General features: G+C 32.8%; 22 protein-coding genes. 12 read left to right on the top strand and 10 right to left on the bottom strand.

Going from position 1 to position 25,229, the window contains the following annotated elements:
- Positions 1-5 precede the first annotated feature (5 nt).
- Together RM697_RS09120 and aroC are read right to left on the bottom strand one after the other, a co-directional pair.
- Positions 6-1,328, bottom strand: a complete 1,323-nt coding sequence (locus RM697_RS09120) for a dicarboxylate/amino acid:cation symporter (protein WP_311427573.1) — start codon at positions 1,326-1,328, stop codon at positions 6-8.
- 42 nt (positions 1,329-1,370) lie between these two features.
- On the bottom strand, positions 1,371-2,435 hold the full coding sequence (gene aroC / locus RM697_RS09115; protein ID WP_311427572.1) for a chorismate synthase: 1,065 nt from the start codon (positions 2,433-2,435) through the stop codon (positions 1,371-1,373).
- Positions 2,436-2,621: 186 nt separating this feature from the next.
- Here aroC and RM697_RS09110 point away from each other — a divergent pair, with 186 nt between their 5' ends.
- Positions 2,622-3,476 carry a UDP-2,3-diacylglucosamine diphosphatase gene (locus tag RM697_RS09110; RefSeq protein ID WP_311427571.1) on the top strand — a complete coding sequence of 285 codons (855 nt, stop codon included), beginning with the start codon at positions 2,622-2,624 and terminating at the stop codon, positions 3,474-3,476.
- 26 nt (positions 3,477-3,502) lie between these two features.
- On the opposite strand, the gene RM697_RS09105 is transcribed toward RM697_RS09110, so the two are convergent.
- On the bottom strand, positions 3,503-4,900 hold the full coding sequence (locus RM697_RS09105) for an FAD-binding oxidoreductase (RefSeq protein ID WP_311427570.1): 1,398 nt from the start codon (positions 4,898-4,900) through the stop codon (positions 3,503-3,505).
- Between the two features lie 219 nt (positions 4,901-5,119).
- On the opposite strand from RM697_RS09105, the gene RM697_RS09100 reads away from it, so the two are divergent.
- A complete protein-coding gene (locus RM697_RS09100; RefSeq protein ID WP_311427569.1) occupies positions 5,120-5,602 on the top strand; it encodes a hypothetical protein in 483 nt (160 codons plus the stop codon).
- On the opposite strand, the gene RM697_RS09095 is transcribed toward RM697_RS09100, so the two are convergent.
- Positions 5,603-6,625 (bottom strand): threonine aldolase family protein, encoded by a 1,023-nt coding sequence (locus RM697_RS09095; RefSeq protein ID WP_311427568.1) that lies wholly within the window; start codon positions 6,623-6,625, stop codon positions 5,603-5,605.
- Position 6,626: 1 nt separating this feature from the next.
- Complete coding sequence (locus RM697_RS09090; RefSeq protein WP_311427567.1) at positions 6,627-9,026, bottom strand: zinc-dependent metalloprotease; 2,400 nt, start codon at positions 9,024-9,026, stop codon at positions 6,627-6,629.
- Positions 9,027-9,096: 70 nt separating this feature from the next.
- Here RM697_RS09090 and prfB point away from each other — a divergent pair.
- From prfB to RM697_RS09070, 4 genes are all read left to right on the top strand, one after another.
- A protein-coding gene (gene prfB, locus RM697_RS09085; protein WP_311427566.1) for a peptide chain release factor 2 occupies positions 9,097-10,201 on the top strand; the annotation gives its coding sequence in 2 pieces (ribosomal slippage) (positions 9,097-9,159 and positions 9,161-10,201; 1,104 coding nt in all).
- A gap of 4 nt (positions 10,202-10,205) precedes the next feature.
- Positions 10,206-10,628: a hypothetical protein gene (locus RM697_RS09080; protein WP_311427565.1), complete on the top strand. Its 423-nt coding sequence runs from the start codon at positions 10,206-10,208 to the stop codon at positions 10,626-10,628.
- A gap of 5 nt (positions 10,629-10,633) precedes the next feature.
- The gene (gene arsC, locus RM697_RS09075) at positions 10,634-10,987 is read left to right on the top strand and encodes an arsenate reductase (glutaredoxin) (protein ID WP_311427564.1); all 354 of its coding nucleotides are present in this window, start codon (positions 10,634-10,636) and stop codon (positions 10,985-10,987) included.
- 96 nt (positions 10,988-11,083) lie between these two features.
- Positions 11,084-13,564, top strand: coding sequence for a TonB-dependent receptor (locus RM697_RS09070; protein ID WP_311427563.1), 2,481 nt, complete (start codon positions 11,084-11,086; stop codon positions 13,562-13,564).
- 92 nt (positions 13,565-13,656) lie between these two features.
- Here RM697_RS09070 and RM697_RS09065 read toward each other — a convergent pair whose 3' ends face one another.
- The 3 genes from RM697_RS09065 to RM697_RS09055 all read right to left on the bottom strand — a co-directional run bounded on the left by RM697_RS09065 (position 13,657) and on the right by RM697_RS09055 (position 16,201).
- Entirely contained in the window at positions 13,657-13,833 is a 177-nt protein-coding gene (locus RM697_RS09065) for a hypothetical protein (protein WP_311427562.1), read from the bottom strand.
- A 221-nt stretch (positions 13,834-14,054) separates the two neighbouring features.
- Positions 14,055-15,110, bottom strand: coding sequence for a hypothetical protein (locus RM697_RS09060; RefSeq protein ID WP_311427561.1), 1,056 nt, complete (start codon positions 15,108-15,110; stop codon positions 14,055-14,057).
- Between the two features lie 290 nt (positions 15,111-15,400).
- Positions 15,401-16,201, bottom strand: a complete 801-nt coding sequence (locus RM697_RS09055; RefSeq protein ID WP_311427560.1) for a DUF6090 family protein — start codon at positions 16,199-16,201, stop codon at positions 15,401-15,403.
- Positions 16,202-16,571: 370 nt separating this feature from the next.
- On the opposite strand from RM697_RS09055, the gene fumC reads away from it, so the two are divergent.
- The 4 genes from fumC to RM697_RS09035 all read left to right on the top strand — a co-directional run bounded on the left by fumC (position 16,572) and on the right by RM697_RS09035 (position 21,289).
- Positions 16,572-17,969 (top strand): class II fumarate hydratase, encoded by a 1,398-nt coding sequence (gene fumC / locus RM697_RS09050; protein ID WP_311427559.1) that lies wholly within the window; start codon positions 16,572-16,574, stop codon positions 17,967-17,969.
- A 41-nt stretch (positions 17,970-18,010) separates the two neighbouring features.
- Positions 18,011-19,417, top strand: coding sequence for a T9SS type A sorting domain-containing protein (locus tag RM697_RS09045; RefSeq protein WP_311427558.1), 1,407 nt, complete (start codon positions 18,011-18,013; stop codon positions 19,415-19,417).
- Positions 19,418-19,500: 83 nt separating this feature from the next.
- Positions 19,501-20,736 carry an imidazolonepropionase gene (hutI, locus tag RM697_RS09040; RefSeq protein WP_311427557.1) on the top strand — a complete coding sequence of 412 codons (1,236 nt, stop codon included), beginning with the start codon at positions 19,501-19,503 and terminating at the stop codon, positions 20,734-20,736.
- A complete protein-coding gene (locus RM697_RS09035; protein WP_311427556.1) occupies positions 20,720-21,289 on the top strand; it encodes a hypothetical protein in 570 nt (189 codons plus the stop codon). Before hutI ends, RM697_RS09035 begins: the two co-directional genes overlap by 17 nt.
- A 57-nt stretch (positions 21,290-21,346) precedes the next feature.
- Here RM697_RS09035 and RM697_RS09030 read toward each other — a convergent pair whose 3' ends face one another.
- Complete coding sequence (locus RM697_RS09030; RefSeq protein ID WP_311427555.1) at positions 21,347-22,234, bottom strand: DUF8428 domain-containing protein; 888 nt, start codon at positions 22,232-22,234, stop codon at positions 21,347-21,349.
- Between the two features lie 78 nt (positions 22,235-22,312).
- Between RM697_RS09030 and RM697_RS09025 the strand changes: the two genes are divergently transcribed.
- On the top strand, positions 22,313-23,332 hold the full coding sequence (locus RM697_RS09025; protein WP_311427554.1) for a formimidoylglutamase: 1,020 nt from the start codon (positions 22,313-22,315) through the stop codon (positions 23,330-23,332).
- Positions 23,322-23,786: a GNAT family N-acetyltransferase gene (locus RM697_RS09020; RefSeq protein WP_311427553.1), complete on the top strand. Its 465-nt coding sequence runs from the start codon at positions 23,322-23,324 to the stop codon at positions 23,784-23,786. Before RM697_RS09025 ends, RM697_RS09020 begins: the two co-directional genes overlap by 11 nt.
- Here the strand turns inward: RM697_RS09020 and RM697_RS09015 are convergent.
- Positions 23,775-25,229, bottom strand: coding sequence for a serine hydrolase domain-containing protein (locus RM697_RS09015; RefSeq protein ID WP_311427552.1), 1,455 nt, complete (start codon positions 25,227-25,229; stop codon positions 23,775-23,777). The genes RM697_RS09020 and RM697_RS09015 overlap by 12 nt on opposite strands.

The following is a 25,229-nucleotide window of genomic DNA, read 5'->3' as shown; positions in this document are numbered from 1 at the left end:
TTAAACTATTTAACCGCATCATAATGGTCATCCCATTCTTTAGGTTTAGGATCGTGTAATTTACCTAAAGGCTTCGCAACCATCATAGACACTGTGGCATCTCCAGTAACATTAACCACAGTTCTGCACATATCTAAAGGTCTATCTACAGCAAAAATTAGTGCTATACCAATAGGTAATAATTCCGCAGGGAAACCAATAGTTTCTAATACCACGACCAACATTACAATTCCTGCACTTGGCACTGCAGCACTTCCAATAGAGGCCAATACAGACGTGCCAATAATTACCAATTGATTTGTAAATGTTAAGCCTTCTGGCCAAAGCACTTGCATAATAAAAACTGCTGCAATACCTTGGTATAAACTGGTACCATCCATATTAACTGTTGCTCCAACAGGTAATACAAACCCAGAGACTTCTTTATCTACACCTAAATGCTCTTCCACACGCTCCATAGTTACAGGAAGTGTTGCTGCACTTGAGCTTGTTGAAAACGCTAATAATTGAGCAGGACTGATTTGCTTTAAGAACCACAATGGTGATTTTTTTACATAAACACTTATAAGAATGAGGTAAAAGCCAATTAACAATACTAAGCCTCCAAAAACACAAGCCGCATACCATAAAAGTTTTACTAAAATTTCGGCATCATCGAAAGAAATAATAACATTTGCCAATAATGCAAAAACAGCATATGGTGCAAATAGCATGATTAAATCTACCATTTTCATGACGACCTCATTAAGTGAGTCGAAAAAATCTACCAAAGGTTTTGCCTTTTTTTCTCCTATGAGCAGTAAACAAATTCCAACAAATAAGGCAAAGAATATGACTTGAAGCATAGAAGCTTCAGTTAGAGATTTAAAAATATTACTCGGAAAAATATCGACTAAAGCTTGTAGTGGTCCAGCATCCTGTTGTGCACTAGCTTTTTCTAATTTATCTGTTACACCAGCATCATTAGCATATTTTAATTTAATTTTTTCAATAGTATCCTCTGGCATACCATTTCCAGGCTGAACCGTATTTACAATACTTAGCCCAATAATAACTGCAACCAAAGTTGTAGCCATATAAATAACTATAGTACGCAAACCCATTGATTTTATTTTAGAAATATCTTTTAAATCAGAAATTCCCTTAATCAACGAGGCTAAAATTAATGGCACTGCTATTAACTTTAAAAGGTTAATGAAAATTGTTCCAAAAGGTGATATCCAATCGGTTACAAATTGTTGATTATCTAAAGAATTCATTATAAAACCAAAAATGACTCCGAGAACCATTCCGATAATAATTTTCCAGTGTAATGCGAGTTTTTTCATCAAAATCTATTTTGATTTCCACAAAAGTGGAAAACTTATTCATTATAATCTACTAACTTTATCTAATAACATATAATCCGCTAAAACCAATGCAGCCATAGCTTCAACGATTGGTATCGCTCTTGGTACCACACAAGGATCGTGTCTGCCTTTGCCTTGCATTTCAACAATATTACCAGAACTATCTAAAGTATCTTGTTTTTGTATAATCGTAGCAACTGGTTTAAAAGCTACTCTAAAATAAACATCCATACCATTGCTAATTCCGCCTTGAATTCCTCCAGAAAGATTCGTTTTGGTACTACCATCATCATTGAACAAATCGTTATGTTCACTTCCTTTCATGCGAGCACCACAAAACCCACTGCCATATTCAAAACCTTTTACAGCATTAATGGATAGCATGGCTTTACCCAGTTCTGCATGGAGTTTATCAAAGACAGGTTCTCCTAAACCAACTGGTACATTTTGCAACACACAAGTTACAGTACCACCAATAGTATCGCCTTCTTTTCGTATTTCTTTAATCTTAGATATCATAAGCTCTGCAGTATCCTTATCTGGACAGCGTATAGCATTATTTTCTGTATTAGAAAAATCTAAGTCTTGATAAGATTTCTCTAAAAAAATATCACCAACAGAAGATGTAAAAGCATTAATTTTAATAGTACTCAATAGTTGTTTTGCGATGGCACCTGCAACAACTCTACAAGCCGTTTCACGTGCAGAGCTACGACCTCCTCCTCTATAATCTCTTACACCATACTTTTTTTCGTAAGTATAATCTGCATGACTTGGCCTGTAAACGTCCTTTATATGAGAATAATCTTTAGATTTTTGATTGGTATTTTTAATAACAAAACCTATTGGAGTTCCTGTGGTTTTACCTTCAAATATGCCAGAATAAAATTCTACGGTATCTGGCTCTTTGCGCTGCGTAACAATCTCTGATTGGCCAGGTTTACGACGATTCATTTCATTCTGTATTGCATCAAAATTGAGTTCTAATCCTGCTGGACAACCATCAATTATACCTCCTATAGCTTCACCATGAGACTCTCCGAATGTGGTCAGTTTAAATAATTTACCGAAGGTGTTTCCCGCCATTAAAACCTGTTTTTTTGCTAATGTAATTGTATTCTAAGAGAATCAAAAATCACAAAAGAATTTAATGCTAAAATATTAATTAAAATTCCATAACATTTAATTAACCAAAAGCTAAGCATAAATTAATTAATAGGTAAACTTTAAATAATATATGTGTTAGTTATTTGCAGTAATAAAATTGCCCTATTGAAACTTAAGCGTAAAATAGAAGTTGCTGTAATTTCTGATGTTCATCTTGGAACTTACGGTTGTCATGCCAAACAAGTACTCACTTACCTCAATAGTATAGAACCTAAAACATTAGTTTTAAATGGTGATATTGTAGATATATGGCAGTTTAGCAAACGTTACTTTCCTAAATCGCATCTAAGAGTTATTAAAAAAATAATAGACATGGCTTCTGAAGGTACAGAAGTTATTTATGTTACAGGAAATCATGATGAGATGTTACGTAAATTTAGTAACACTTCAATTGGTAAGATTTCTATAGTAGACAAAACTATTTTAAAGCTAGATGGCAAGAAAGCATGGGTTTTTCATGGTGATGTTTTTGATATTTCAATACAGAATGCAAAATGGTTAGCTAAATTAGGTGGTTATGGTTATGATATGCTCATTCTAATTAATCGCTTTGTAAATTGGTGCTTAAAGTCTTTAGGCAAGGAAAAATATTCACTTTCAAAAAAAATAAAGAATAGTGTAAAAGGCGCTATTAAATACATCCATAATTTTGAAAATGTTGCATCAGACTTAGCTATTGAAAATGGGTACGATTATGTAATTTGCGGTCATATTCATCAGCCAAAAATGGAAATAAAGAAGACTAAACATGGTCAAACCATGTATTTGAATTCTGGTGATTGGGTTGAGAATTTAACAGCTTTAGAATATCAGTTTAAGCGTTGGAAGATCTACAACTACAGTGCGGATAAATTATCACCTTTCTTTGCTGATGAAGATATAAAGGATATGGAAGTTAAAGATCTTATTGCAGCTATTACAATAGTTGATAAACCACTAAAAAAAGCATCTTCGGATTGAGTGAAAATATAGCTTAAAGTAAACCTCTATTTACCATTCATATCCAATATTTTTCCACGATTTAAAATCTGTTTAGGATCCATTAGATGTTTTAATTGTTTCATGAGTGTGATCTCTTCTGTAGTTCTGCATAAATGCAAGTAATCTTTTTTATGTAATCCAATACCATGTTCGGCAGAAACAGATCCTCCTAAAGCTTTTAGAGGCTTATAAATAACTGAATTTATTTTTTTTCTTAACGAGTCATCTTCACTTTCTTTTCCAATGATAAAGTGAATGTTTCCATCTCCAACATGTCCAAAAGGAAAAATATGAGCTACGCCGTTAATTTTCTCTAAATCTTCTGTAATAGAAGTAATAGTTCTTCCGATTTCATTAACAGGTACACTGATATCAAAATGCTGATCATACTTACAAACTGCTACCAAAGCGTCAACATTTTCTCTTATGTGCCAAAACCAATTCAACTCGGACTTAACGTATGCTAGAGCAGCATCTTCAATAAGTGCGCTATTTAATGCGTCTTCCAAAAGATTTTCAAACCGCAATTGGTCTTGTTGTTGATTACTTCCTAAGCTTTCCACTAAAACATAATAATTATAATCATATGGTAATGGAGTTCTATCAATAGATGGATCTTTTGTTAATGTTATAAACGAATTTTTCCAAATAAGTTCAAAACTACTCATGGTGCCAGCTAATCCTTTATCCATAAAGCGCATAAACTCAACAACATTATCATAGTTATTAATGCCTACAAAAGCACAAACTTGACTTTTGGGTGACTCAACCAATTTTAATACGGCTTTAGTGACAATACCAAGTGTGCCTTCAGATCCAATAAACAGCTGCTTTAAATCATAGCCTGAGTTATCCTTAATAATCTTTTTTAATGATGTTAATATAGTGCCATTAGCCAGCACAACCTCCAAACCAAGTACTAAATTCCTTGTCATTCCGTAACGTATTACCTGAAGTCCTCCTGCATTTGTTGAAATTGATCCTCCGATTTGCGCAGAACCCTTTGCACCATAGTTTAGCGGAAAAAGCATTCCACTCTCAGTAACTTTATTTTGTATATTCTCAAGGATAGCACCAGCTTCAACTGTTATGGTTCTGCTCTGTAGATCAGGATTTTCTATAGTGTTCATACGCTCCATAGAAATTACAACCTCTTCTTCATTAGTTTCAGTACTTCCAACAAGGTTAGTTAAGCCACCAAATACTGTAACTGGTTGATTAGCCATATCACAAATTTTCATAATCTCTGAAACTTGAGATGTTGACTCTGGAAGCAGTAATGCTCTAACAAAGAGAGGTTTATCCATATGCCAAATATGATGATAACGTTCTTGTAAATCAGAACCTTTAAGTATTTGATCTGGCTTAAGAATATTAAAAAATGATTCAATGATAGAATTCATAAGATTGCTTAAAAAAATAGAGTATTAAACTAAAAAGCTTCAAAGTCTAAATTTAGTTATTTAATTAATTGTAATACTACAAAATTAAGGAAGCTAATATAGTTTTACTGTTAATTAAAAATCATAAAAAAAGACTATTAATTAGTTTTTGGCGTTATTTTTGAAACGTAAAATAAAATTTTAAATCGTATTAATTCATCAATTAAAAATTAAAAACTTATGAAGAAATTATGTTTAATTAAACTGTGTTTATTTGGGTTTGCAATAGGTAACTCTCAAGAAATATCCGACAATGCCATTGGTTTACGATTAGGTGATAGTGATGGCTTTGGCGCTGAAATTTCGTATCAACGTGCTCTAGGAGATAACAATAGACTAGAAGTAGACCTAGGTTGGCGAAGTGGTAACAACTTTGATGGCTTCAAATTAGCTGGCTTGTACCAATGGGTTTGGAACTTAGATGGAAACTTTAATTGGTATGCTGGAGCTGGTGGTGGATTAGGAAGTTACAGTTTTGATAATTTACCAGCTGGCATTGATGATAGTGAAACGTTTTTCTTTGTTGCAGGAGATATAGGAATTGAATATAATTTTGACATTCCTTTATTGCTATCATTAGATTTTAGACCAGAAATTGGTTTTGGAGATTTTAATGACGACTTAGATTTTGATATTGCTCTTGGAATTCGTTACCAATGGTAATTATAAACTAAGCGTTTTTAATGTAGTTAAAAGATAGTCATGCATTTGATTGGTATAATCTAAATGTGTGACTATTCTTAATTTACCACCACCCATTCCTATTAGCTTAATACCCTTATTATGCAATATTTCAAAGAATTGTTGTTCGTCAACGTCTTCAGCTAGTTCAAAAATCACTATATTGGTTTCTATAGGTTCTACTGTTTTAATTGCAGTATGTTGAGCTAGTACTTCACCTATGTCTTTAGCTTTACTGTGATCGTCTTTTAATCGCACTCTGTGATGATCTAAGGCATACAAACCAGCAGCAGCCAAATAACCAACCTGTCTCATATTTCCGCCAAATACTTTTCTGAGTCTTACAGATTGTTGCATAATATCGTCGTCACCTATTAAAACCGAACCTATAGGACAACCCAAACCCTTACTTAAACAAACAGAAATAGTATTAAATAATTTACCATAGTCCAACTCTGTTTCCCTCTTTTCTTCTAGGGCATTCCAAAGTCGAGCACCATCTAGATGATACCCTAATTTATGATTATTACAAAGCGATTTAATATTTATTAATTCATTAAAATCCCAACACGCTCCTCCTCCTTTATTGGTTGTGTTTTCGATAGCTATTAAACTAGTTTGACTGTAATAAAAAGCATCTGGATTAATAGCGTCTTTAGCTTGTTTTGCAGTAAACATACCTCTATGACCATCAACTAAATTACAGGATACACCACTGTTAAAACTAACTCCTCCAGCTTCATAATTATAAATATGAGCATATTTATCGCAAATCACTTGTTCACCTGGATTGGTGTGTAATTTAATAGCTGTTTGATTTGCCATACTACCTGAAGGAAAAAATAAAGCTCTAGGTTTACCAAAGAGATTTGCTAAACGGTCTTCTAAAATTTTTACTGTAGGATCTTCATCAAATACGTCGTCTCCAACTTTAGCACTCATCATGGCATCTAACATACCTTTAGTTGGTTTGGTAACTGTATCGCTTCTTAAATCTATTATCATATTAATTAGTTGTAAAGGAACATAAATCACTTCCTATAGGTGAACCATCTGGTATTTTTGGCGAATTAATAAGTTTAAAATCATCAGGATTCTCATAAAAATCTGCGATAATTCGTTTAAATTGTTTACCATAAACTGTATTATCTAGTACCCTGAGAATATCTTCAATTGCCTTTTGAGCATAAGCATTGACTTGGAAATGTACACGATCAGAAATTGCTAAATTCATCAAATGCTTTAGTGCATTAAAAGAAATTAATTGGTGCACTTCAGACTCATAAGTATCGTATTCTATTTGCTTAAAGGTTGTATTTATTAACGCATTAAAAACATCATCAACACCTAATTGTAAATTATCTAAGCCTTTTTGCTGAATCAATCTATTCATACGTTCAGGATGCAGTAGTAGTCCTAAAGTCATATCACTTGCAGTAGAAGCAGCACTCAAAGCATCAAATGACACTCCAGATTTACTGCTAAACGATTCTCGTCCTCTCCAATAACCATAAGCTCTAGGCGGAAATAAACTAAGTTTGTCTTTTGGAATTGATAATGTTTTAGCACTAACAGTACTGAGCACACTCTCTAAGGCTATACGTTGCTCTTCTTTAGAAATAGACTTAACTGTAAATTGATTATCATTTTTAACCGCGTAGTTATAATCTAAGCCTCCTACTAATTTTACAGCAGCTTCGGTTTGATAACGATGCGAAAAATATAATGGCACAAACACATCTTCTAATACAGAATATGGCTCACCAGATCTTATATTGTCTTTAGAAAAATTGGTAATGGCTTGTTGTCGTACCTCTAAATATCGGTTTAATTCTTCAGATGCACTTTGCCCATTATCCCATAGATGAGCTAAAGCATGAGCTCCTCCTTTTGCTCTTGCATCACTATCTGTAATAAATCTTAAACCATCAGAATAAGCATTCTGTAGAATAGAGTTTAATGCTAGTTTTTCATCAGTATTAGTTGGGAAATCTGAATAACTATAAGCCACTGTAATCTTATCCCAATCTCCAATTTTTGTATCGTAAGCATCACTTAAATCTATCTCACCATTAGTTAGTTTTATTAAAGGATGAGGATAATCCATCACTGAAGCTCTACCATTTGTACTTGCTGCAAAATTATGTGCAAATCCAAGTGTATGTCCAACTTCATGTGCACTTAATTGTCGTATTCTGGCCAAAGCCATCTCTAACATTGGCTGATAATTATCATCGCGTTCTGCAAAAGGTTTATTGAGCAAAGCTTGGGCAATCATAAAATCTTGTCGTATTCTCAAGCTTCCCAAACTTACATGACCTTTAATGATTTCTCCAGTTCTAGGATCAACCACACTTGCACCATAACTCCAACCACGTGTTGAACGATGAACCCATTGAATCACATTATATCTACAATCCATAGGATCTGCATCTGCTGGTAATATCTTGACTTGAAAGGCATCTTTAAACCCAATAGCTTCATATGCCTGATTCCACCAGCGAGCTCCATCTAATAAAGCTGAACGTATTGGTTCTGGAGTACCAGAATCTAAATAATACACAATGGGTTCTTTTGCTTCACTGATAGAAGCATTAGGGTTTATTTTTTCAAGACGATGTCTAATAATAAAGCGTTTTAATATTGGTTCCTGAACAGGTGTTGCATAATCCATGTATGTTGTTGAAATGGCTCCACTCCTAACATCAAAAACTCTTGGTTTATAATTACGATCAGGCAACTTAATAAAACTATGATGTTGTGTAACAGAAACTAATGAGGCTGTTGGTGTTACACTTCTAATGTTTCGTCCTGTAGGCTGTCCTGCAAACGTTAATAACGCATTAAACTCTACATTTTTAGGGAACGCCTTAGTACGCTTTAAATTAAGTGCGCTTTTAGATTTATCTAACTTATAATTACCTTCCTTAGAGCGTTTTAGTGTTTGTACTACACCATGTGTATCTTGCATTAAAAATGGAGTGAAATCTATAATAAACTCACCATTATCGCTTTCAAGTATAGGAAAGCCAAATAACACAGACTTTGCGAAAGCTTGTTCAATACTTTCGCGTTCTAAGGCATTATCAGTATTTGCTCTGTATTGCAAATTTGGCTGAATTAACATCAACTTATTCCCAGCTTTTTGAAACTTAACTAAACGTTCATTGCCTAATTGACCACGATCTAATCCAATATCATTACTTCCAATTCCGCTAGAGAGAGAGCTAACGTAAAGAAACTCTTCATCTAATGCTTTTACCTTTAAATAAATTTTATCTGTAGATTCTTCGTAATGAAAGTCGAAAAACCCTTTAAAATCTTGAAGTTTTTTATCCTTTAGCATCTGACCGAAAGAAGAAAAAGACAAAGACAAAACCAGAATAACAATAAGTTTAAATCGCATAGTAAAAAAATTAAAATCTAAAATTACGTATTATCTTTATAAATTCTATTTTTGTTTAAAATTTAAAGCAATGATTACTTCAGATAATATCAAAGACCTTATGCAGCGTGTTTCTGCATTGAGGCAATATCTTTGACATTGACAAAAAAACAATTGAAATTTCTAACGAAGAAGAACAAACCTTCGATCCCAATTTCTGGAATGACTCTAAAGCTGCTGAGCAAGTGATGCAATCCCTTCGGTCTAAAAAGAAGTGGATAGAGGATTACGAAAAATCTAAAACTTTTACTGAAGATTTAGAGGTCTTGTATGAATTTTATAAAGCAGAAGAAATAAGTGGCGAAGAATTAGAATGTCAATTTACAAAAGCTGAAACATTTATTGAAGATTTAGAGTTTAGAAATATGCTCTCAGAAGAAGGTGATAACTTAAGTGCTGTATTACAAATAACAGCTGGAGCTGGTGGAACAGAAAGTTGTGATTGGACAAGCATGCTAATGCGCATGTATTTAATGTTCGCTGAGAAAAGTGGTTACAAAGTCAAAGAACTTAATTTCCAAGAAGGTGATGTTGCTGGTATAAAAACAGTAACCTTAGAGATTAATGGAGAATTTGCTTTTGGTTGGCTAAAAGGTGAAAATGGTGTGCACAGATTAGTAAGAATTTCACCATTTGATAGTAATGCAAAACGTCATACTAGTTTTGCTTCAGTATACGTATATCCGTTAGTTGATGATTCCATTGAAATAGATATTAATCCTGCAGACATTGAAATTACTACAGCACGTTCTAGTGGAGCTGGTGGACAAAATGTAAACAAAGTTGAAACTAAGGTACAGTTATTGCATAAACCTTCAGGAATACAAATTCAATGTTCAGAAACACGATCGCAGCACGATAATCGTGCTAGAGCACTTCAGATGCTGAAGTCTCAACTCTATGAGATTGAATTACAAAAACAAATGGCACAACGCGATGATATTGAAGCTGGGAAAATGAAAATTGAATGGGGAAGCCAAATTAGAAATTACGTCATGCATCCTTACAAATTAGTAAAAGATGTTAGAACCAGCCATGAAACTGGAAACGTTGATGCTGTAATGGATGGCGATATAACACCATTTTTAAAATCCTACCTTATGATGATGGGACAAAAAGAAAAATCTAATTTATAATCTTATGAAAAAAATTATACTATCTGCTATATTTTTATTTGGAATTTGCACAGCAATATACGCCCAACAACGCTTACCTCCTAGAGCATTAAATAAAGAACAACAAGTAAGACAGAAACGTAAACTCGAAGAGAATAAAGCAAAATATATTCAAGGTATATTAGATCAATTAAATGCTGACGACTTTCAAAAAGAGATTATTAAACAAAAACTCAATTCATACTTTGATGAGAAGCTAAAAATCTACAACGTAGAGAAACCATACTTTCAGCGTGAACAGGAGTTAAAGGATTTGGACGAAAGCCATTTTAAGGATTTAGAAGATTTAGTATCTAAAGACGTAATAGAAGATATAAAAAAAGCTATCAAAGGAAAATTAGATAAGAAAAAAGAAAAAAAGAAACGTAAAAAGAAAGACAAACAATAGCTTATATGAGTACTTCTACTGTTACAATATATCACAATCCAAGATGCAGAAAGTCTAGAGAAGGTTTACAGTTCTTGGAAAATTCAGGTCAATTATTTGATATAATTAAGTATTTAGATGATGTACCCTCAGCATCAGAACTTAAAAAAATAATAGCAAAATTAGATATTAAACCCATAGATTTAATTCGTAAAAATGAAGCGTTATGGAAGGCTGAATTTAAAGGTAAAACTCTCTCAGATTCAGAAATTATTTTCGCCATGGTAAAGAATCCAAAATTAATAGAACGACCAATTATTATTAATGGTAATAAAGCTGTTATTGGAAGACCTACTGAAAACATTAATGATATTCTTTAAACGCTACTCTTTTCCTTTAACATAAGATTAACCAAACTAGGCACAAGTTACAGTAATTTTGCACATCTAAATAGGCACAACTACTAACCACTTGTTATGATATTAAGACAATTTACTGCACTACTTATTCTTTTTACCTCAGTTATATTGCATGGTCAAACTGATGTGAAAGTAACAGGAAAAGTATTAGAAAAAGATACCAAAGTACCTCTAGAATACGCCACAATTGCTTTTAAAAATAAAAAAGATAATACCATAACAACTGGTGGTATTACCAATGAAAAAGGAGAATATACAATAGATGTACCAAAAGGATTGTATGATATTTCTATTGAATATATTGGTTATAAAACAGTAAACTTACTCAATAAACTACTCAATACAGATACAAATCTCGGTACCACATCTCTTGCTCTAGATGTTGAGGCTCTTGGAGAAGTTGAAATCATTGCAGAACGCACAACTGTAGAAATTAAACTCGATAAAAAAGTATACAATGTAGGTAAAGATCTAACGGTTCGTGGTGGTACAGTAAGCGATGTATTAGATAATGTGCCTTCAGTTTCTGTAGATGTCGAAGGTAATGTTGCCTTACGTGGTAATGACGATGTTCGTATTCTTATTAACGGAAAACCTTCTGGTTTAGTTGGGCTTAACTCTACTGATGCTTTACGACAATTACCAGCAGAATCTATAGAGCGTGTAGAAGTTATAACATCACCATCTGCACGATACGATGCTGAAGGATCTGCCGGAATTTTAAATATCATTTTAAGACGAAGTAAATTACAAGGTTTAAATGGCGCTATAACTGTAAATGGTGGTTATCCTACATCTGCAGGTATTTCAGGTAATATTAATTACAGAACAGGTGATGTAAATATCTTTAATACGTCTAATTATAATTACAGAGAATCACCAGGAAATGCTTTTAGTGATACCGAATTTTTTAATGGAGATGATCCTAGTTCTTTCTTAATAGAAAATAGAGACTTCGACAGAACCAGGAAAGGGTTTAGTACTAATACAGGTATTGAGTGGTATATTAATGATACAAGCTCATTAACTGCGTCTTTAGTGTATAGAGATAGTGACACAGAAAGTAATACAACTAATATTGCCGAAGAGTTTGATAGCAATAACACCTTAACCAATACAACAATACGAAAAGACCCTGAGTTTGAAGATGACAAAACTGTGCAGTATGCACTTAACTTCGATAAGCAATTTAAAGGCAATAGTCAGCATCGTTTAACCTTTGACTTTCAATTCGAAGACAGTAATGAGTCTGAAGCCTCTTTAATTAATCAAAATGGTTTTGATGTAGAAACTGTTGCTACAGATGAAGCACAAGAACGAATCTTATTACAAGGAGACTATGTGCAACCCATTAATGAAACTGGTCAGTTTGAATTTGGTTACAGAGGTGAATTTTTTGATTTAATAACGGATTACCTTGTAGAGTCTAGCTTTGATAATGGTCAATCATTTCAAGTGAATATTGACCTTAGTAACTCTTTAAATTTTAAACAATTTGTAAATGCCTTTTACACGCAATATGGTAATAAACTAAGCGAAAAATTATCGTTTTTATTGGGATTACGTTTTGAAGGTACCAGAATTACCATCGATCAGTTTACAAGTAATCAATTTGAAAAAAAAGAATACAATCAATTATTCCCAACGCTTAATCTAGCCTTTGAGATATCTGAAGATGAAAATATTACGTTTGGTTACAACAGACGTATACGTAGACCTCGATCTCGTTTTATCAATCCTTTTCCTTCGCGAAGTAGTGCTACTAACCTATTCCAAGGAAATCCAGATTTAGATCCTAGTACATCTAACGCAGTTGATTTAGGCTATTTTAAAGACTATGGTAAACTTTCTTTAAATGGCTCTATTTATTTTCAACGTGCACAAGATGCCTTTAATTTTGTAGCCTTAGAAACAGATAACTTCTATAGTTTTGAAACAAACCAAACCATAAATATAAACGACCCAAATTTTGATATGCTTAATCAGCAATTCGATTTAATTCCTGTTATTAAACGTACACCTATTAACTTAGCAACAAACGATCGTTTTGGTTTTGAATTCACACTAACCTACAGACCAACCAAAAAATGGAATTTAAACGGAAACTTCAACTTGTTTAACTCTAGTACAAGAGGCGATTTTGAAGGTCAGAATTTTGACGCAGATAACCTAAGTTGGTTTGTTAGACTTAATAACAAATACACCTTACCAGGAAATATAGATTGGCAAACACGACTCTTTTATAGAGGTCCAAGCGAAACAGCACAAAGTGTTAATAAAGGTATTTTTTCAACAGATTTAGCGTTTAGTAAAGACTTATTTAAAGACAAAGCATCTATTGCATTAAATGTTAGAGATGTTTTTAATTCTAGAAAACGTAGGAGTGATAATTTTACGGATAGCTTTGAGTCTACAAGTGAGTTTCAACGAAGAGTACGCTCATTTAATTTAAGTTTTACGTATCGCTTTAATCAGAAAAAACAACGCGAACGCGGTCGAGGAAACGACTCTGGTGATGGTGACGATTTTGAAGGCTAAGCACAACATCTCATATTAAAAAAGCATTAATGATATCAAAACAAAAAAGGAAACTCAATGAGTTTCCTTTTTTTATATTTATTTATAAGATCTTAAACGTTAGCTTTTTTTGCTTTCTTTTCTTCTCTAATTTCTTTTAAACGCTCAATAAGAGATCCACCAATCCAGTAAGGAATAACAAAGGTTAATAAAAAGATCATTAACCAAAATCCTATGGTTAAAATGGTTAAGAATGCTAAAAACCCTAAATACTGATCAAATTCAAACATTGTGCGCTATTTAATTAAATATTGGTACAAAGATAAAACCTTTGATTTGTATTTACAATAGCAAAATAAAGATTTGTTAACAGTAAATGAACATATGCAGTTTTTATAACGCTTAACGTGATTGTGTATGGTTGGTTGCTGGAAAATCAGTTATGATTTTCAGATGAAGACACAAGTTAATTATTTCTTTGGAATTAATTATAAATGTTGTTGTGCTTTTGTTATTTTATTTTTTTATGAAGTGCTGATATCGTATCCTTTTCTCTAATTCTGTTAAAAGTAAGTGCTGAAATATCACCCTTTTCATCTTCTATAAATTCTATATAACTACCTTTGGTATCAATTGAAGCTGCAAATTTATTATCAGCTATATTAATTAGCTTAAAACCATTTCCGTTACCTAGAGTTAAGTAATAGTCTTTAGATACAAATTCCATGGTATTAGAAGGATTGTCTACAAATTCATAAATTCCAGTATACTTTTTAAGTTCATTTTCTTTTGGAAAATAAAACCGTTCTACAATTTCTGAAAATGGTTCATCGAACATTAATTCATTATGAATTTTACTGTAAGCAATAGAAACATTCGTCTTTAGTGTATTCATATGACCCAGTAAATGATCTATTATATATTGATGCCTTCTTACGTCATTTAAATGTTTAGGATTATCAAGCATGTAGTTTACCTTCTGTCGAAAATGCGTACTATCTGTATTGGAATACCAATCAAAAGATGATTGGTACTTATCTTCAATCTCATCCACAAAGTTTTTTACCTCTATGGCAACTTCATTTACAACAGGCACCTCTTTGCTATAAACATCTTGAAGCATTTTAACTATTGGCATATATTCGTCTGGTATAATTTCAATATTAGCCACCAAACGCTCATAGGCTTGATTTTCAAACTGGAAGGGTTCAAATTCATATGTTAACAGGCGTCCTAATCCGTAATGTCCTTGACCACTTAACTCATAATCTTTATAGGATAAATTTTTGGTCAGAAGCATAGTATTCAATGAGTCTTTAAATTCACAGAACCCTATAAACCTATTAATAGGGTTAGCCATATCGCTTTCCAAATTAAAGTATACACTTTTTAAAATACTTTCTACATGTTCGCGATTGGTTTTTTCTTGACTTTTTAAATTTATTTGTAAAGCAATCAAAATACCAATGACGACAAGAACAATCTCTCCAATTGCATATTTCAGATACTTCCCAGTTTTTCCTTCTGAAAGAAGAGATTTACGAATTTGCCTAAAGAATTTAATCATGTGTAGAACTTTTGTTTTTTCCGCAAGCGGCTATCTCACCCAAATGTCCACTGGACATTTGATTTTGCAAGACAAAATTAAGTTTCGATAATCGAAAGAATTTTATCATATTATATTTCCCGAGAAAGCGGGAATCTTATGGTTGGTTATAATGAAGTACAAGAGTTTTGTGTATGTTTTCGTTGCGATTCCACTAAGTTAGCAAATAAACAGGAACCTATTGTTCAGAAGCGACAAAAATTCCGATAGGAATTTCCGAGCAATGAACTATTCACGTTGTTGTACTTTCCTTATTTTTCTAATTCTTTGTTAATTAGTGAAATTATATCTTCAATTTTTTTCTTTACGCCCTCGGATTGTTCATTAGTATAAATAGTATTACTTATCATTAATGCTAAGTAATCTTCAAAATCTGGGTGATTCAGTAAGGGTTTAAAATCAACTTGAGTAAATAAATCTATAACTGAATTATGACCTTCAGCTATTACAAAAGTTGTTCGTTTCTTAATATACTCGTCATTAAACATTTCTCCAATAACTCTCCCAATTTGATAATGTTCCATTATAAAAGGTGTTAATTGTTCTTCAACCTGATTATAAATTACCATTTCTTCCTCACGAAGTTCACCTAAAAAACTTGGAAAAGAGGTGATGTTATTTCTTAATGAATTATTAGTTATCAGATATAATTTTCCTGAACTTGTAAGCTCTGTTGTGACACCGAGCTCTGGGTCGAATGTAGGGCGCAAAAGAATTCTTCCTATATGTAAATTAAAGCTATCTGCAACAACGTTTAGCTTTTCATCATTTTTATAATTTAGCAGTTTGAAAGAGGATGATACCGTTGCGTTCCTTATTGAGATTTTTTGATTTAGTTGAAATAAATTGTTTGTGTATTCATTTAATAACTGAACTAAGATTTGCTGTTCTTGGGAGCGATTTTGCCTATTCTGATTCCAAGTATTAATTTGCAGAGCAATAAGAATTCCTATAACCACCAAAACAATTTCACCAATAGCATACTTAAAATATTTTCCAGTTTTATTTTCACTCATAAGGTTGTATCTAATTCGTCTAAAGAACTTAATCATATTTCAGGATTCTATTTTTTCCGCAAGCGGCTATCTCACCCAAATGTCCACTGGACATTTGATTTTGCAAGACAAAATTAAGTTTCGATAATCTAAAGAATTTTATCATTGGTTAGCGGTTGTTTATAATGAAGCACAAAACTTAGATAAGGACTTTTTTAATTGTATTTATCGGATGTTCACTTCGGGATGCTCATTGTTAAAAGCGAAGTTAGATTTTTTTAATTTTAAAATCAAGACAACCCATTCTAAATGAGGACTGTATTTATTAACAGTTACTGTATATAAAATATAAAACTGTAAGCAACAATACATCATATAAGTTGTAATTTTGCAATACTCAAATTAAACTACAAAATAGAGTCAAGTAATGGACTACAGAATAGAAAAAGACACCATGGGAGACGTTAAGGTCCCATCAGATAAACTTTGGGGAGCGCAAACTGAGCGCTCACGTAATAACTTTAAAATAGGAGCTTCAGGGTCTATGCCATTAGAAGTAATATATGGTTTTGCTTACCTTAAAAAAGCAGCAGCCTATACCAACTGTGAATTAGGTGTTTTACCTATTGAAAAACGAGATGCTATTGCAGCAGTGTGCGATGAGATTTTAGAGGGCAAACATGATGATCAATTTCCACTAGTGATTTGGCAAACTGGTTCTGGTACACAAAGTAATATGAATGTTAATGAGGTTATTGCTAATAGAGCACACCAATTGGCTGGAAAAGTTATTGGTGAAGGTGACAAAACCATAACACCCAATGATGACGTCAACAAATCGCAATCTTCTAATGACACCTTCCCTACTGGTATGCATATTGCTGCATACAAGAAAATTGTAGAAGTAACCATTCCTGGTATACAACAACTTAGAAATACCTTAAAGCAAAAATCTGAAGATTTTAAAGCTGTTGTAAAAATTGGTCGTACACACCTCATGGATGCAACTCCTTTAACACTTGGTCAAGAGTTCTCTGGTTATGTTTCGCAATTAGACCATGGTCTTAAAGCTTTAGAAAACACGTTGCCTCACCTAGCTGAGTTGGCACTTGGTGGCACAGCTGTTGGTACAGGGTTAAATACACCTAAAGGTTATGCCAAGCGTGTGTCTGAATTTATTGCAGAATTTACAGGTTTACCTTTTGTTACTGCTGCTAATAAGTTTGAAGCTTTGGCTGCACATGATGCCATTGTAGAGAGTCATGGTGCCTTAAAACAATTAGCTGTCTCACTTAATAAAATTGCAAACGATATACGTATGATGGCTTCTGGACCACGTTCTGGGATTGGTGAAATTAGTATTCCTGCTAACGAGCCAGGAAGTTCTATAATGCCTGGGAAAGTAAATCCGACGCAATGTGAAGCCTTAACTATGGTTTGTGCACAAGTTATGGGTAATGATGTTTCTGTTACTGTTGGTGGAACGCAAGGTCACTATGAACTTAATGTGTTTAAACCTATGATGGCAGCTAACATATTACAATCGGCACAATTACTAGGTGATGCATGTTTGAGTTTTGATGAGAATTGCGCCTCTGGAATTGAGCCAAATCGTGATGTAATTAAAGAGTTATTAAACAATTCCTTAATGCTTGTAACGGCTTTAAATACTAAGATTGGTTACTACAAAGCTGCTGAGATTGCAAATACAGCTCATAAAAACGGAACCACCTTAAAAGAAGAAGCTATAAATCTTGGTTACGTTACTTCTGATGAATATGATGAATGGGTAAAACCAGAGGATATGGTTGGTAGCCTAAAATAAAATCGTAACTTTATGATAATCAAATTTTAAACTTAACTTATATGAAACAACAATTACTCACAATTTGTGCAATTTTATTAGGGTTTACTCTTACAGCTCAAACAACGTTTTTACCACTTCAAAACATAGATCCAAGCACAGGTGCAGAACCTTACGAGATTGAAGCTGGAGACTTAGATGGTGATGGTGACATAGACTTAGTCATGGCAACAAATACTAACCCTACAAACGTAGATAATACTATACGCTGGTATAGTAATGATGGCTCTGGTAACTTTTCTATTGAAACTGACGTATCTACATCAATACGATGGGTTGATGGATTAGAGGTTGCTGATATCGATGGTCAATTTGGCTTAGACATTATTGCATCGTCTGCTAACCAAGGTAAATTGGTTTACTTTTTAAGTGATGGTGTAGGTGGTTTTGGACTTGAAGTTTCTATAGATGCAACCTTAACAGGTGGTCCTGGAGAAGTTGTAGCTGGTGATATTAATGGCGATGGAAACACTGATATTGCAGTTGCAGTATTTGGAAATAAAACCGCTTGGTATTCAGGTGATGGAACAGGTAATTTTACTGCTGAAACAGATATTGAAAGTGGTACAAACAATCCGTTTTACATGGATATGGCAGATTATGATGGTGATGGCGATTTAGATGTTGTTGTTGGGTTTTTTACTGGTCAAAGTATCGAAGTGTATTACAACCAACTCATAGAACTAGGTTCTGTATCTTGGATTAAGGATACTGAAACCGTAGATAGTGGTGATGCATTTTTATTACATGTGCAATTTGCAGATGTTAATAACGATGGTGATATGGATATCATTAAAGTTGATAATGGTGGAGCTGGTGGAGATGTTGATTGGTATGATAAGGAGAAAGATATGCCAGCAACTATAAATAACGTTTCTAATGCCTCTATTATTGATAGACCTGGAGAAGTTATTGTTGAGGATATTGATGGTGATACTTTTAATGATGTTATTCTTACCGATTTTGGGACTTCTGATGATGCCATTATATGGTTTAAAGGTGCTAATAATGCAAATCCTAGTAGTACACCAACTACTATAACGGATAATAATTTTCAAATGCAAGCCTTAGCTCTAGCAGATTTTGATGGTGATTCAGATTTAGATATTGCAAGTATTGGTAATGCTAGTGAAACCGTATTTTGGCTAGAGAATGAATTGATTACACTTAGTGTTAATGCTTTTGAAACTAACGCCATTAACATGTATCCAAATCCTTCAAAGGATTATGTAAGCTTTAATGGAATACAAGATTCTGCTAATCTTACTATTTACAGTGTTTTAGGAGAGCAAGTTTTACAAGCTTCTGTCAATGACAATTCACCTCTAAATATTTCAAACTTGGCTAGTGGTGTTTATGTTGTTAAATTTGAAGGGAATTCGGTTACTCAACGCTTAATAAAGCAATAATTGAAATTACAGATATAAAAAAGACGCTGGCAATTTGCTAGCGTTTTTTTTTGGCTTAATTTTAATCCATAATAATACACTTCATGTCTATACTTATTACCAATATAAAAGAGCTCGTTCAAGTTAGAGATAGCAATGTTACGTTAGTGTCTGGTAGTAATATGAAGCACTTGCCTATACTTACCAATGCCTACTTATATATAGTTGATGATACTATAGTAGAATTTGGTGATATGAAGGATTGCGAAAATATTGAGGCAGAAACTACAATTGATGCCACAGGAAAAGTAGTTCTTCCAACTTGGTGTGACTCTCATACGCATATTGTCTATGCAGGAAACAGAGTGTCTGAATTTGTAGATAGAATCAATGGATTAAGTTATGCAGAAATAGCTAATCGTGGTGGTGGAATATTAAATTCAGCTAAAAAATTACAAAGCAGCACAGAAGATGAGCTTTATGAGCAAGCCTCTGAACGCTTAAAAAATCTCATAAAACTCGGTACAGGAGCAATAGAGATAAAATCTGGATATGGATTAACCGTTGAAGCAGAATTAAAAATGCTTCGTGTTATTAAACGCCTTAAAAAAGAATTTCCTGTTAAAGTAAAACCTACGCTTTTAGCAGCACATGCTATTCCAGAAGGTTATAAGAATAATAAAACAGCGTTTATTGATTTGGTTATTAATGAGTTAATCCCAAAAGTAGCCAAGGAAAAATTAGCCCAATATATTGATGTTTTTTGTGAAAAAGGGTATTTTGATCTAAAGGATACTGACAGAATTCTTGAGGCTGGCAAAAAATATGGCTTTACTCCAAAAATACATGTTAACCAATTTAATGCTTTTGGTGGTATAGCGCTTGGTGTTAAACATAATGCTTTATCTGTAGATCATTTAGAAGAGCTTAATACTGAAGATATAGAAGCTCTTAAAGGTTCTAATACAATACCTGTTGCTTTACCACTATGCTCTTACTTTTTAAGTATTCCTTACACACCTGCTAGAGATTTAATTAATGCAGAATTACCTCTAGCTATTGCATCAGATTATAATCCTGGTTCCACACCAAGTGGTAATATGAACCAAGTTGTGAGTGCTGCCTGTATAAAACTAAAGCTAACTCCTGAAGAAGCTATTAATGCAGCGACTATTAATGGTGCATATGCTATGGAAATTAGTACTATGTACGGAAGTATTTGTAGAGGTAAAAAAGCAAATGTTATGATTACTAAAGCTATACCTAGTTATCAATATTTACCATACGCATTTGGTGATCACTTAATAGAAACTGTGATTATTAATGGACAAGTATACTAACTTAAAACTTCACTCTTCAAAACCTATAAGCACTGCTTTTAGAGCATTAGGTAAATATACGTTTACTGATGCTTGTAACTATTTACAACACTTATACTATCAAAGAATTTCTGATAGAAATAATTACAATCTTGTATTAAGTGAACACTGCGGAACATGTTCTAGTAAACATGCTTTATTAAAAGCTTTAGCCATTGAAAATAAATTCAGTTCTTTTAATTTATGCATTGGCATCTATAAAATGAATAGCTTAAATACTAAAGGTATTGGCACTGTTTTAAACGACTATAATTTGCAATATATACCAGAAGCACACACCTATTTAAAAGATGGTGATTCTATACTAGATATAACAGGATTAGGAGAATCTAATCAAAGATTTTCTAAATCTTTATTATACGAAGAGTCTATTAGTCCTGAGGATGTTGGTGATTACAAAGTAAATTTGCATAAAACGTTTATAAAAGAGTGGATTCATTCTAACGCTATTCCTTATACTTTTGACGTTATCTGGAACTTACGCGAACAGTGTATTGCAAACCTTTCAGCATAAAAAAATCGGAAGCCTATATAACTTCCGATTTTTTCTATTAATCAATCTTTATCTATTCTATCGTAAACTAAATTCTGAAGTAGATATTAAGTCGTTTTTATTAAAAACATTAACCACATAACGTCCTTTTTCAAACTTTTCATCTTCATTTGGTGATACAAACTCGCAGATATTTAAGTTTCTGTTTTCGTAGTTAAACTTACTCACTAAGCTGTAGTTTAATACTTTTTGTTCAAATTGTATTTGCTCATTAGCACCCAACACATTATTGTTAGGATCTATTACTTGCACGTATAATTCTTTATCGCCAGATTGTACCAAACTATTTTTTGCAATAGTAAAGCATACTCTTATTTTATCACTTCTACTAGCACGTTCTGTAGGTATAAGTTTACCTGAACGTCTTTCTATAACACCAAAACCTTTTAAATCTACAGTCTGCAAAACAGCTGCATTTTCCATGACTTCGGCTAGTTCAGAATTCTGAACTAATAAAGAATCTGTAAACATAGTACGTTCTGCTAATTGTACTTGCGTACTATCCAATGACGTAGCTAGCAATTTATTCTCAACTTTTAAACTATCATTTTCTGCTAACAACACATCCATTTCTTCTTGTAATGCTAAAAATTTCTTTTTGTATCTCCATAGGCTATTAACACTGTTTTGAGATATTTTTAAAGAATCCATTAAACCTTGTATACGTTCTCTCGCTTCTACTAATTTACCATTAGCAACTTCGTTTTCGCCTATGGCTAAATCGTATTGTTTTGCCATATTACTGAGATCAGTCATCACTTCTTTCTTCTCACTAATTAATGTGGCTTCGTTCTCTTTTTTCTCTTTGTATAATTTTGATGTGTAAAATGCTGTACCTAGAAATAATACTAGTAAAATTCCTAAACCAACTTTTAGTCCTGTGTTATTACTGCTTGAATTTTCCATAAATTTGTTTTTAAGTAGTTGAACCGTTAATTCTTATTGTTTGAGTTAATTTGTTTTAATTTTAATTATTCTCAGTAAATGAACAACCTAAAATTATTAACGCATTCTGACGTCAAAAATACGATTAATAAACGAGCAGGTGAATCCAAATTTGGTGAACATATTAAACTTTGCTCTAATCTCAATTCTATATACGATGAATTATTAAATTTAGATGTTGACTATGTTATTTTTGGTATTTCTGAAGATGTTGGAGTGCTTGCAAACCACGGAAAACCAGGTACTTCAAAAGCTTGGAACGCAGTAATAAAAATTTTATTAAATATTCAAGCTAATGCATTTACCAAGGCAGAGCGTGTTGCAATACTTGGTCAACTACATTATCCAGCGTTCCAAGAGAAAGTAAACTTACTTAATCTAAGCAGAAAAAAAGATATTGCATTATCTAGACAATTAGTGCAAGATATTGATAAAGATGTTAGTTACTTGGTTAGCTTAATTATTAAATCTGGAAAAACACCAATAATAATTGGAGGTGGACATAACAACGCTTATGGCAATATTAAAGGAACTTCATTAGGATTAAGTAAACCTATAAACTGTATTAATTTTGATGCGCATTCCGATTTTAGAAAGGAAGAAGGTAGACATAGTGGAAATGGCTTTAGTTATGCTTATGCAGAAGGGTTTTTAAAAAAGTATTATGTGTTTGGACTGCATGAGAATTATACCTCTCAATTTATTTTTGATAGAATGAATAAGTTAAAAACTATAGATTATTGTACTTATGAATCTCTAGACGTTAGAAAAGATCAGAAATATAAATCTGCTTTAAAACATGCACTCAATCATGTAGATAGTGATCCTTTTGGTATTGAAATAGATTGTGATGCTATAGAAAATATTCAAAGCAGTGCACTAACACCTAGTGGTTTCTCTGCTGAAAAAGCTAGGCAATTTGTTCATTATTTTGGTATGCAACCAAATGCTAGCTATTTACATATTTGCGAGGCAGCACCAAAAAAGAAACAAGAAGTTAAGATTGGTAAACTCATAACTTATCTTATCACTGATTTTATTAGAGCTCATGATCGTTAATATTATAAACTATCACAAAGATTATAAGCAATATTTCTACGATTTTAACAAAGAATGGTTGCAAACTTATTTCTATGTAGAACCATTTGACGAAGAGGTTTTAAGTAAGCCAGAGACCTATATCATTAATAAAGGTGGTTATATTTTCTTTGCTAAGTTAAATGATCAAATCGTTGGTACAGTGGCTTTAATGCCTCTAGAAAAACCTAATGAATTTGAACTTACAAAAATGGCAGTACATACTGAATATAGAGGGAGACATATTGGACAACAATTACTTGAGCATTGTATAGAATTTGCTAAAAATAAAGGCTTACCAAAACTTTTACTCTACTCTAGCACTAAATTAAAAAACGCCATTTATATATACAGGAAATACGGTTTTGTAGAGTTACCACTAGAAACTAATTGTAAATATAAACGCAGCGATATTAAGATGGAATTAGTTTTTTAGTAAAAAAATAAATCTATTATTAATAACAACTTTATTTTCTTCTGGATTAAATACGAAACGATTACCACTTTCTAAATCGATAAAAATGTTTGGTTCTATTGGATAGAGCTTAGATTTAGAGTTTTCGTTAGGATCCTCTACAATTATCATCCCATCCTTTATGGTAAAACTTATGTCATAATTTCCAATACCAGGAATTTTATAATCTAATCTATAATCACCAACTAGTTTCTTTAAATCTTCTAATGAAACATCAATTGTTTTAATTAATCTTGGTTTCATTAAATTCCAGTTATAATACTCAGAAATACTGAGCATGACTTCATTAATTAATTCATTACCTCTATCTGCACTTGTCATTACAATTACAGCTCTTCCTAAATTGGCATAAGCTCTTAAATTATTTGTAAAACCATTATTCTTCCCTCCATGTTGAAATATTAATGAATCGCCCTCTTTTTCCAGAGAAGGTCCTAAACCCCATTCATTTAAATGCTTGGTTAACATGGTTTTTATAGTAGATGATTTTAATACTCCATCAACGTTTTGATTATAACCTTTTTGAACTTCGATACAGTACTTAGCAAGATCAGTTGGTGTTGTCCATAGACCGGCTGCTGCTTGCTCTGGATAATTATTCCACAACCCTTCTACTATTTCGCCATTACCATCATAGGCTGCACTTATATTATGATACTCATTAGTATCTATAGGTTGATCATAAGTACTTCTGGTCATGCTCAGAGGTTTAAATAAATTATCCATCATATAATCTTCAAGATACATATTAGAGACATCCTCAACAACTTTTTCCATTATAGTATAACCACCACCAGAATAACGCCATTTTGTTCCAGGAATAGTATCTAAAACAACTTTGTCTGTATTTCCTTTACCCTGAAGAACCTTAATTATTGAAGGGAACCTATCTTCTTGCTTATATCCAGGAAACCCATGAACTGTTGTTCCTGCAGAATGTGTAAGCAATAGTCTTAAAGTAACTTTTTGATCAACATCCCATTTATTTTTAGGAATTGACCAATCTTTTAAATAGGTATTAACGTCTTCATCTAAGTCTATTTTACCCTCTTCATAGAGTTTCATAACCGCAAGTGCAGCAACAGGTTTACTGATAGATCCTGCCTGAAATAATGTATTCTCATCTACCTTATCTCCTGTTTTGCTGTTTGCAATGCCATAACCTTTTGCCCAACGTAACTCACCATCTTCAACAACAGCAATACTCATTCCTGGAACATTATAGAGCTTCATACGTTCTTCTATGCTAAAAGTTTGTTTTGGTTGCCCAACTATTTGTAAAGTTCTTTCAAGGTTATTCTCAACCGATTTAATTTCATCTTTAATAGATCTATTGTTCTGAGCTAAAATAGTATACGTTGACAACAGAAAGGCTGTCATCATAAAATATTGCAGTAACTTCAT

The sequence above is a fragment of the Microcosmobacter mediterraneus genome (genome assembly GCF_031846265.1).
In the GTDB taxonomy this organism is placed as follows: domain Bacteria; phylum Bacteroidota; class Bacteroidia; order Flavobacteriales; family Flavobacteriaceae; genus Microcosmobacter; species Microcosmobacter mediterraneus.
This window is presented reverse-complemented; position numbering and strand designations above follow the sequence as displayed.

Excerpts from the sequence above, each read along its gene's own strand:
- RM697_RS09035 (WP_311427556.1), top strand. The coding sequence starts at position 20,720 with ATGGACAAGTATACTAACTTAAAACTTCACTCTTCAAAACCTATAAGC.
- RM697_RS09100 (WP_311427569.1), top strand. The coding sequence starts at position 5,120 with ATGAAGAAATTATGTTTAATTAAACTGTGTTTATTTGGGTTTGCAATA.
- RM697_RS09080 (WP_311427565.1), top strand. The coding sequence starts at position 10,206 with ATGAAAAAAATTATACTATCTGCTATATTTTTATTTGGAATTTGCACA.
- RM697_RS09020 (WP_311427553.1), top strand. The coding sequence starts at position 23,322 with ATGATCGTTAATATTATAAACTATCACAAAGATTATAAGCAATATTTC.
- aroC (WP_311427572.1), bottom strand. The coding sequence starts at position 2,435 with ATGGCGGGAAACACCTTCGGTAAATTATTTAAACTGACCACATTCGGA.
- RM697_RS09030 (WP_311427555.1), bottom strand. The coding sequence starts at position 22,234 with ATGGAAAATTCAAGCAGTAATAACACAGGACTAAAAGTTGGTTTAGGA.
- RM697_RS09095 (WP_311427568.1), bottom strand. The coding sequence starts at position 6,625 with ATGATAATAGATTTAAGAAGCGATACAGTTACCAAACCAACTAAAGGT.
- RM697_RS09015 (WP_311427552.1), bottom strand. The coding sequence starts at position 25,229 with ATGAAGTTACTGCAATATTTTATGATGACAGCCTTTCTGTTGTCAACG.
- RM697_RS09070 (WP_311427563.1), top strand. The coding sequence starts at position 11,084 with ATGATATTAAGACAATTTACTGCACTACTTATTCTTTTTACCTCAGTT.
- RM697_RS09090 (WP_311427567.1), bottom strand. The coding sequence starts at position 9,026 with ATGCGATTTAAACTTATTGTTATTCTGGTTTTGTCTTTGTCTTTTTCT.
- fumC (WP_311427559.1), top strand. The coding sequence starts at position 16,572 with ATGGACTACAGAATAGAAAAAGACACCATGGGAGACGTTAAGGTCCCA.
- RM697_RS09045 (WP_311427558.1), top strand. The coding sequence starts at position 18,011 with ATGAAACAACAATTACTCACAATTTGTGCAATTTTATTAGGGTTTACT.
- RM697_RS09025 (WP_311427554.1), top strand. The coding sequence starts at position 22,313 with ATGAACAACCTAAAATTATTAACGCATTCTGACGTCAAAAATACGATT.
- RM697_RS09055 (WP_311427560.1), bottom strand. The coding sequence starts at position 16,201 with ATGATTAAGTTCTTTAGACGAATTAGATACAACCTTATGAGTGAAAAT.
- RM697_RS09060 (WP_311427561.1), bottom strand. The coding sequence starts at position 15,110 with ATGATTAAATTCTTTAGGCAAATTCGTAAATCTCTTCTTTCAGAAGGA.
- RM697_RS09120 (WP_311427573.1), bottom strand. The coding sequence starts at position 1,328 with ATGAAAAAACTCGCATTACACTGGAAAATTATTATCGGAATGGTTCTC.
- hutI (WP_311427557.1), top strand. The coding sequence starts at position 19,501 with ATGTCTATACTTATTACCAATATAAAAGAGCTCGTTCAAGTTAGAGAT.
- arsC (WP_311427564.1), top strand. The coding sequence starts at position 10,634 with ATGAGTACTTCTACTGTTACAATATATCACAATCCAAGATGCAGAAAG.
- RM697_RS09065 (WP_311427562.1), bottom strand. The coding sequence starts at position 13,833 with ATGTTTGAATTTGATCAGTATTTAGGGTTTTTAGCATTCTTAACCATT.
- RM697_RS09105 (WP_311427570.1), bottom strand. The coding sequence starts at position 4,900 with ATGAATTCTATCATTGAATCATTTTTTAATATTCTTAAGCCAGATCAA.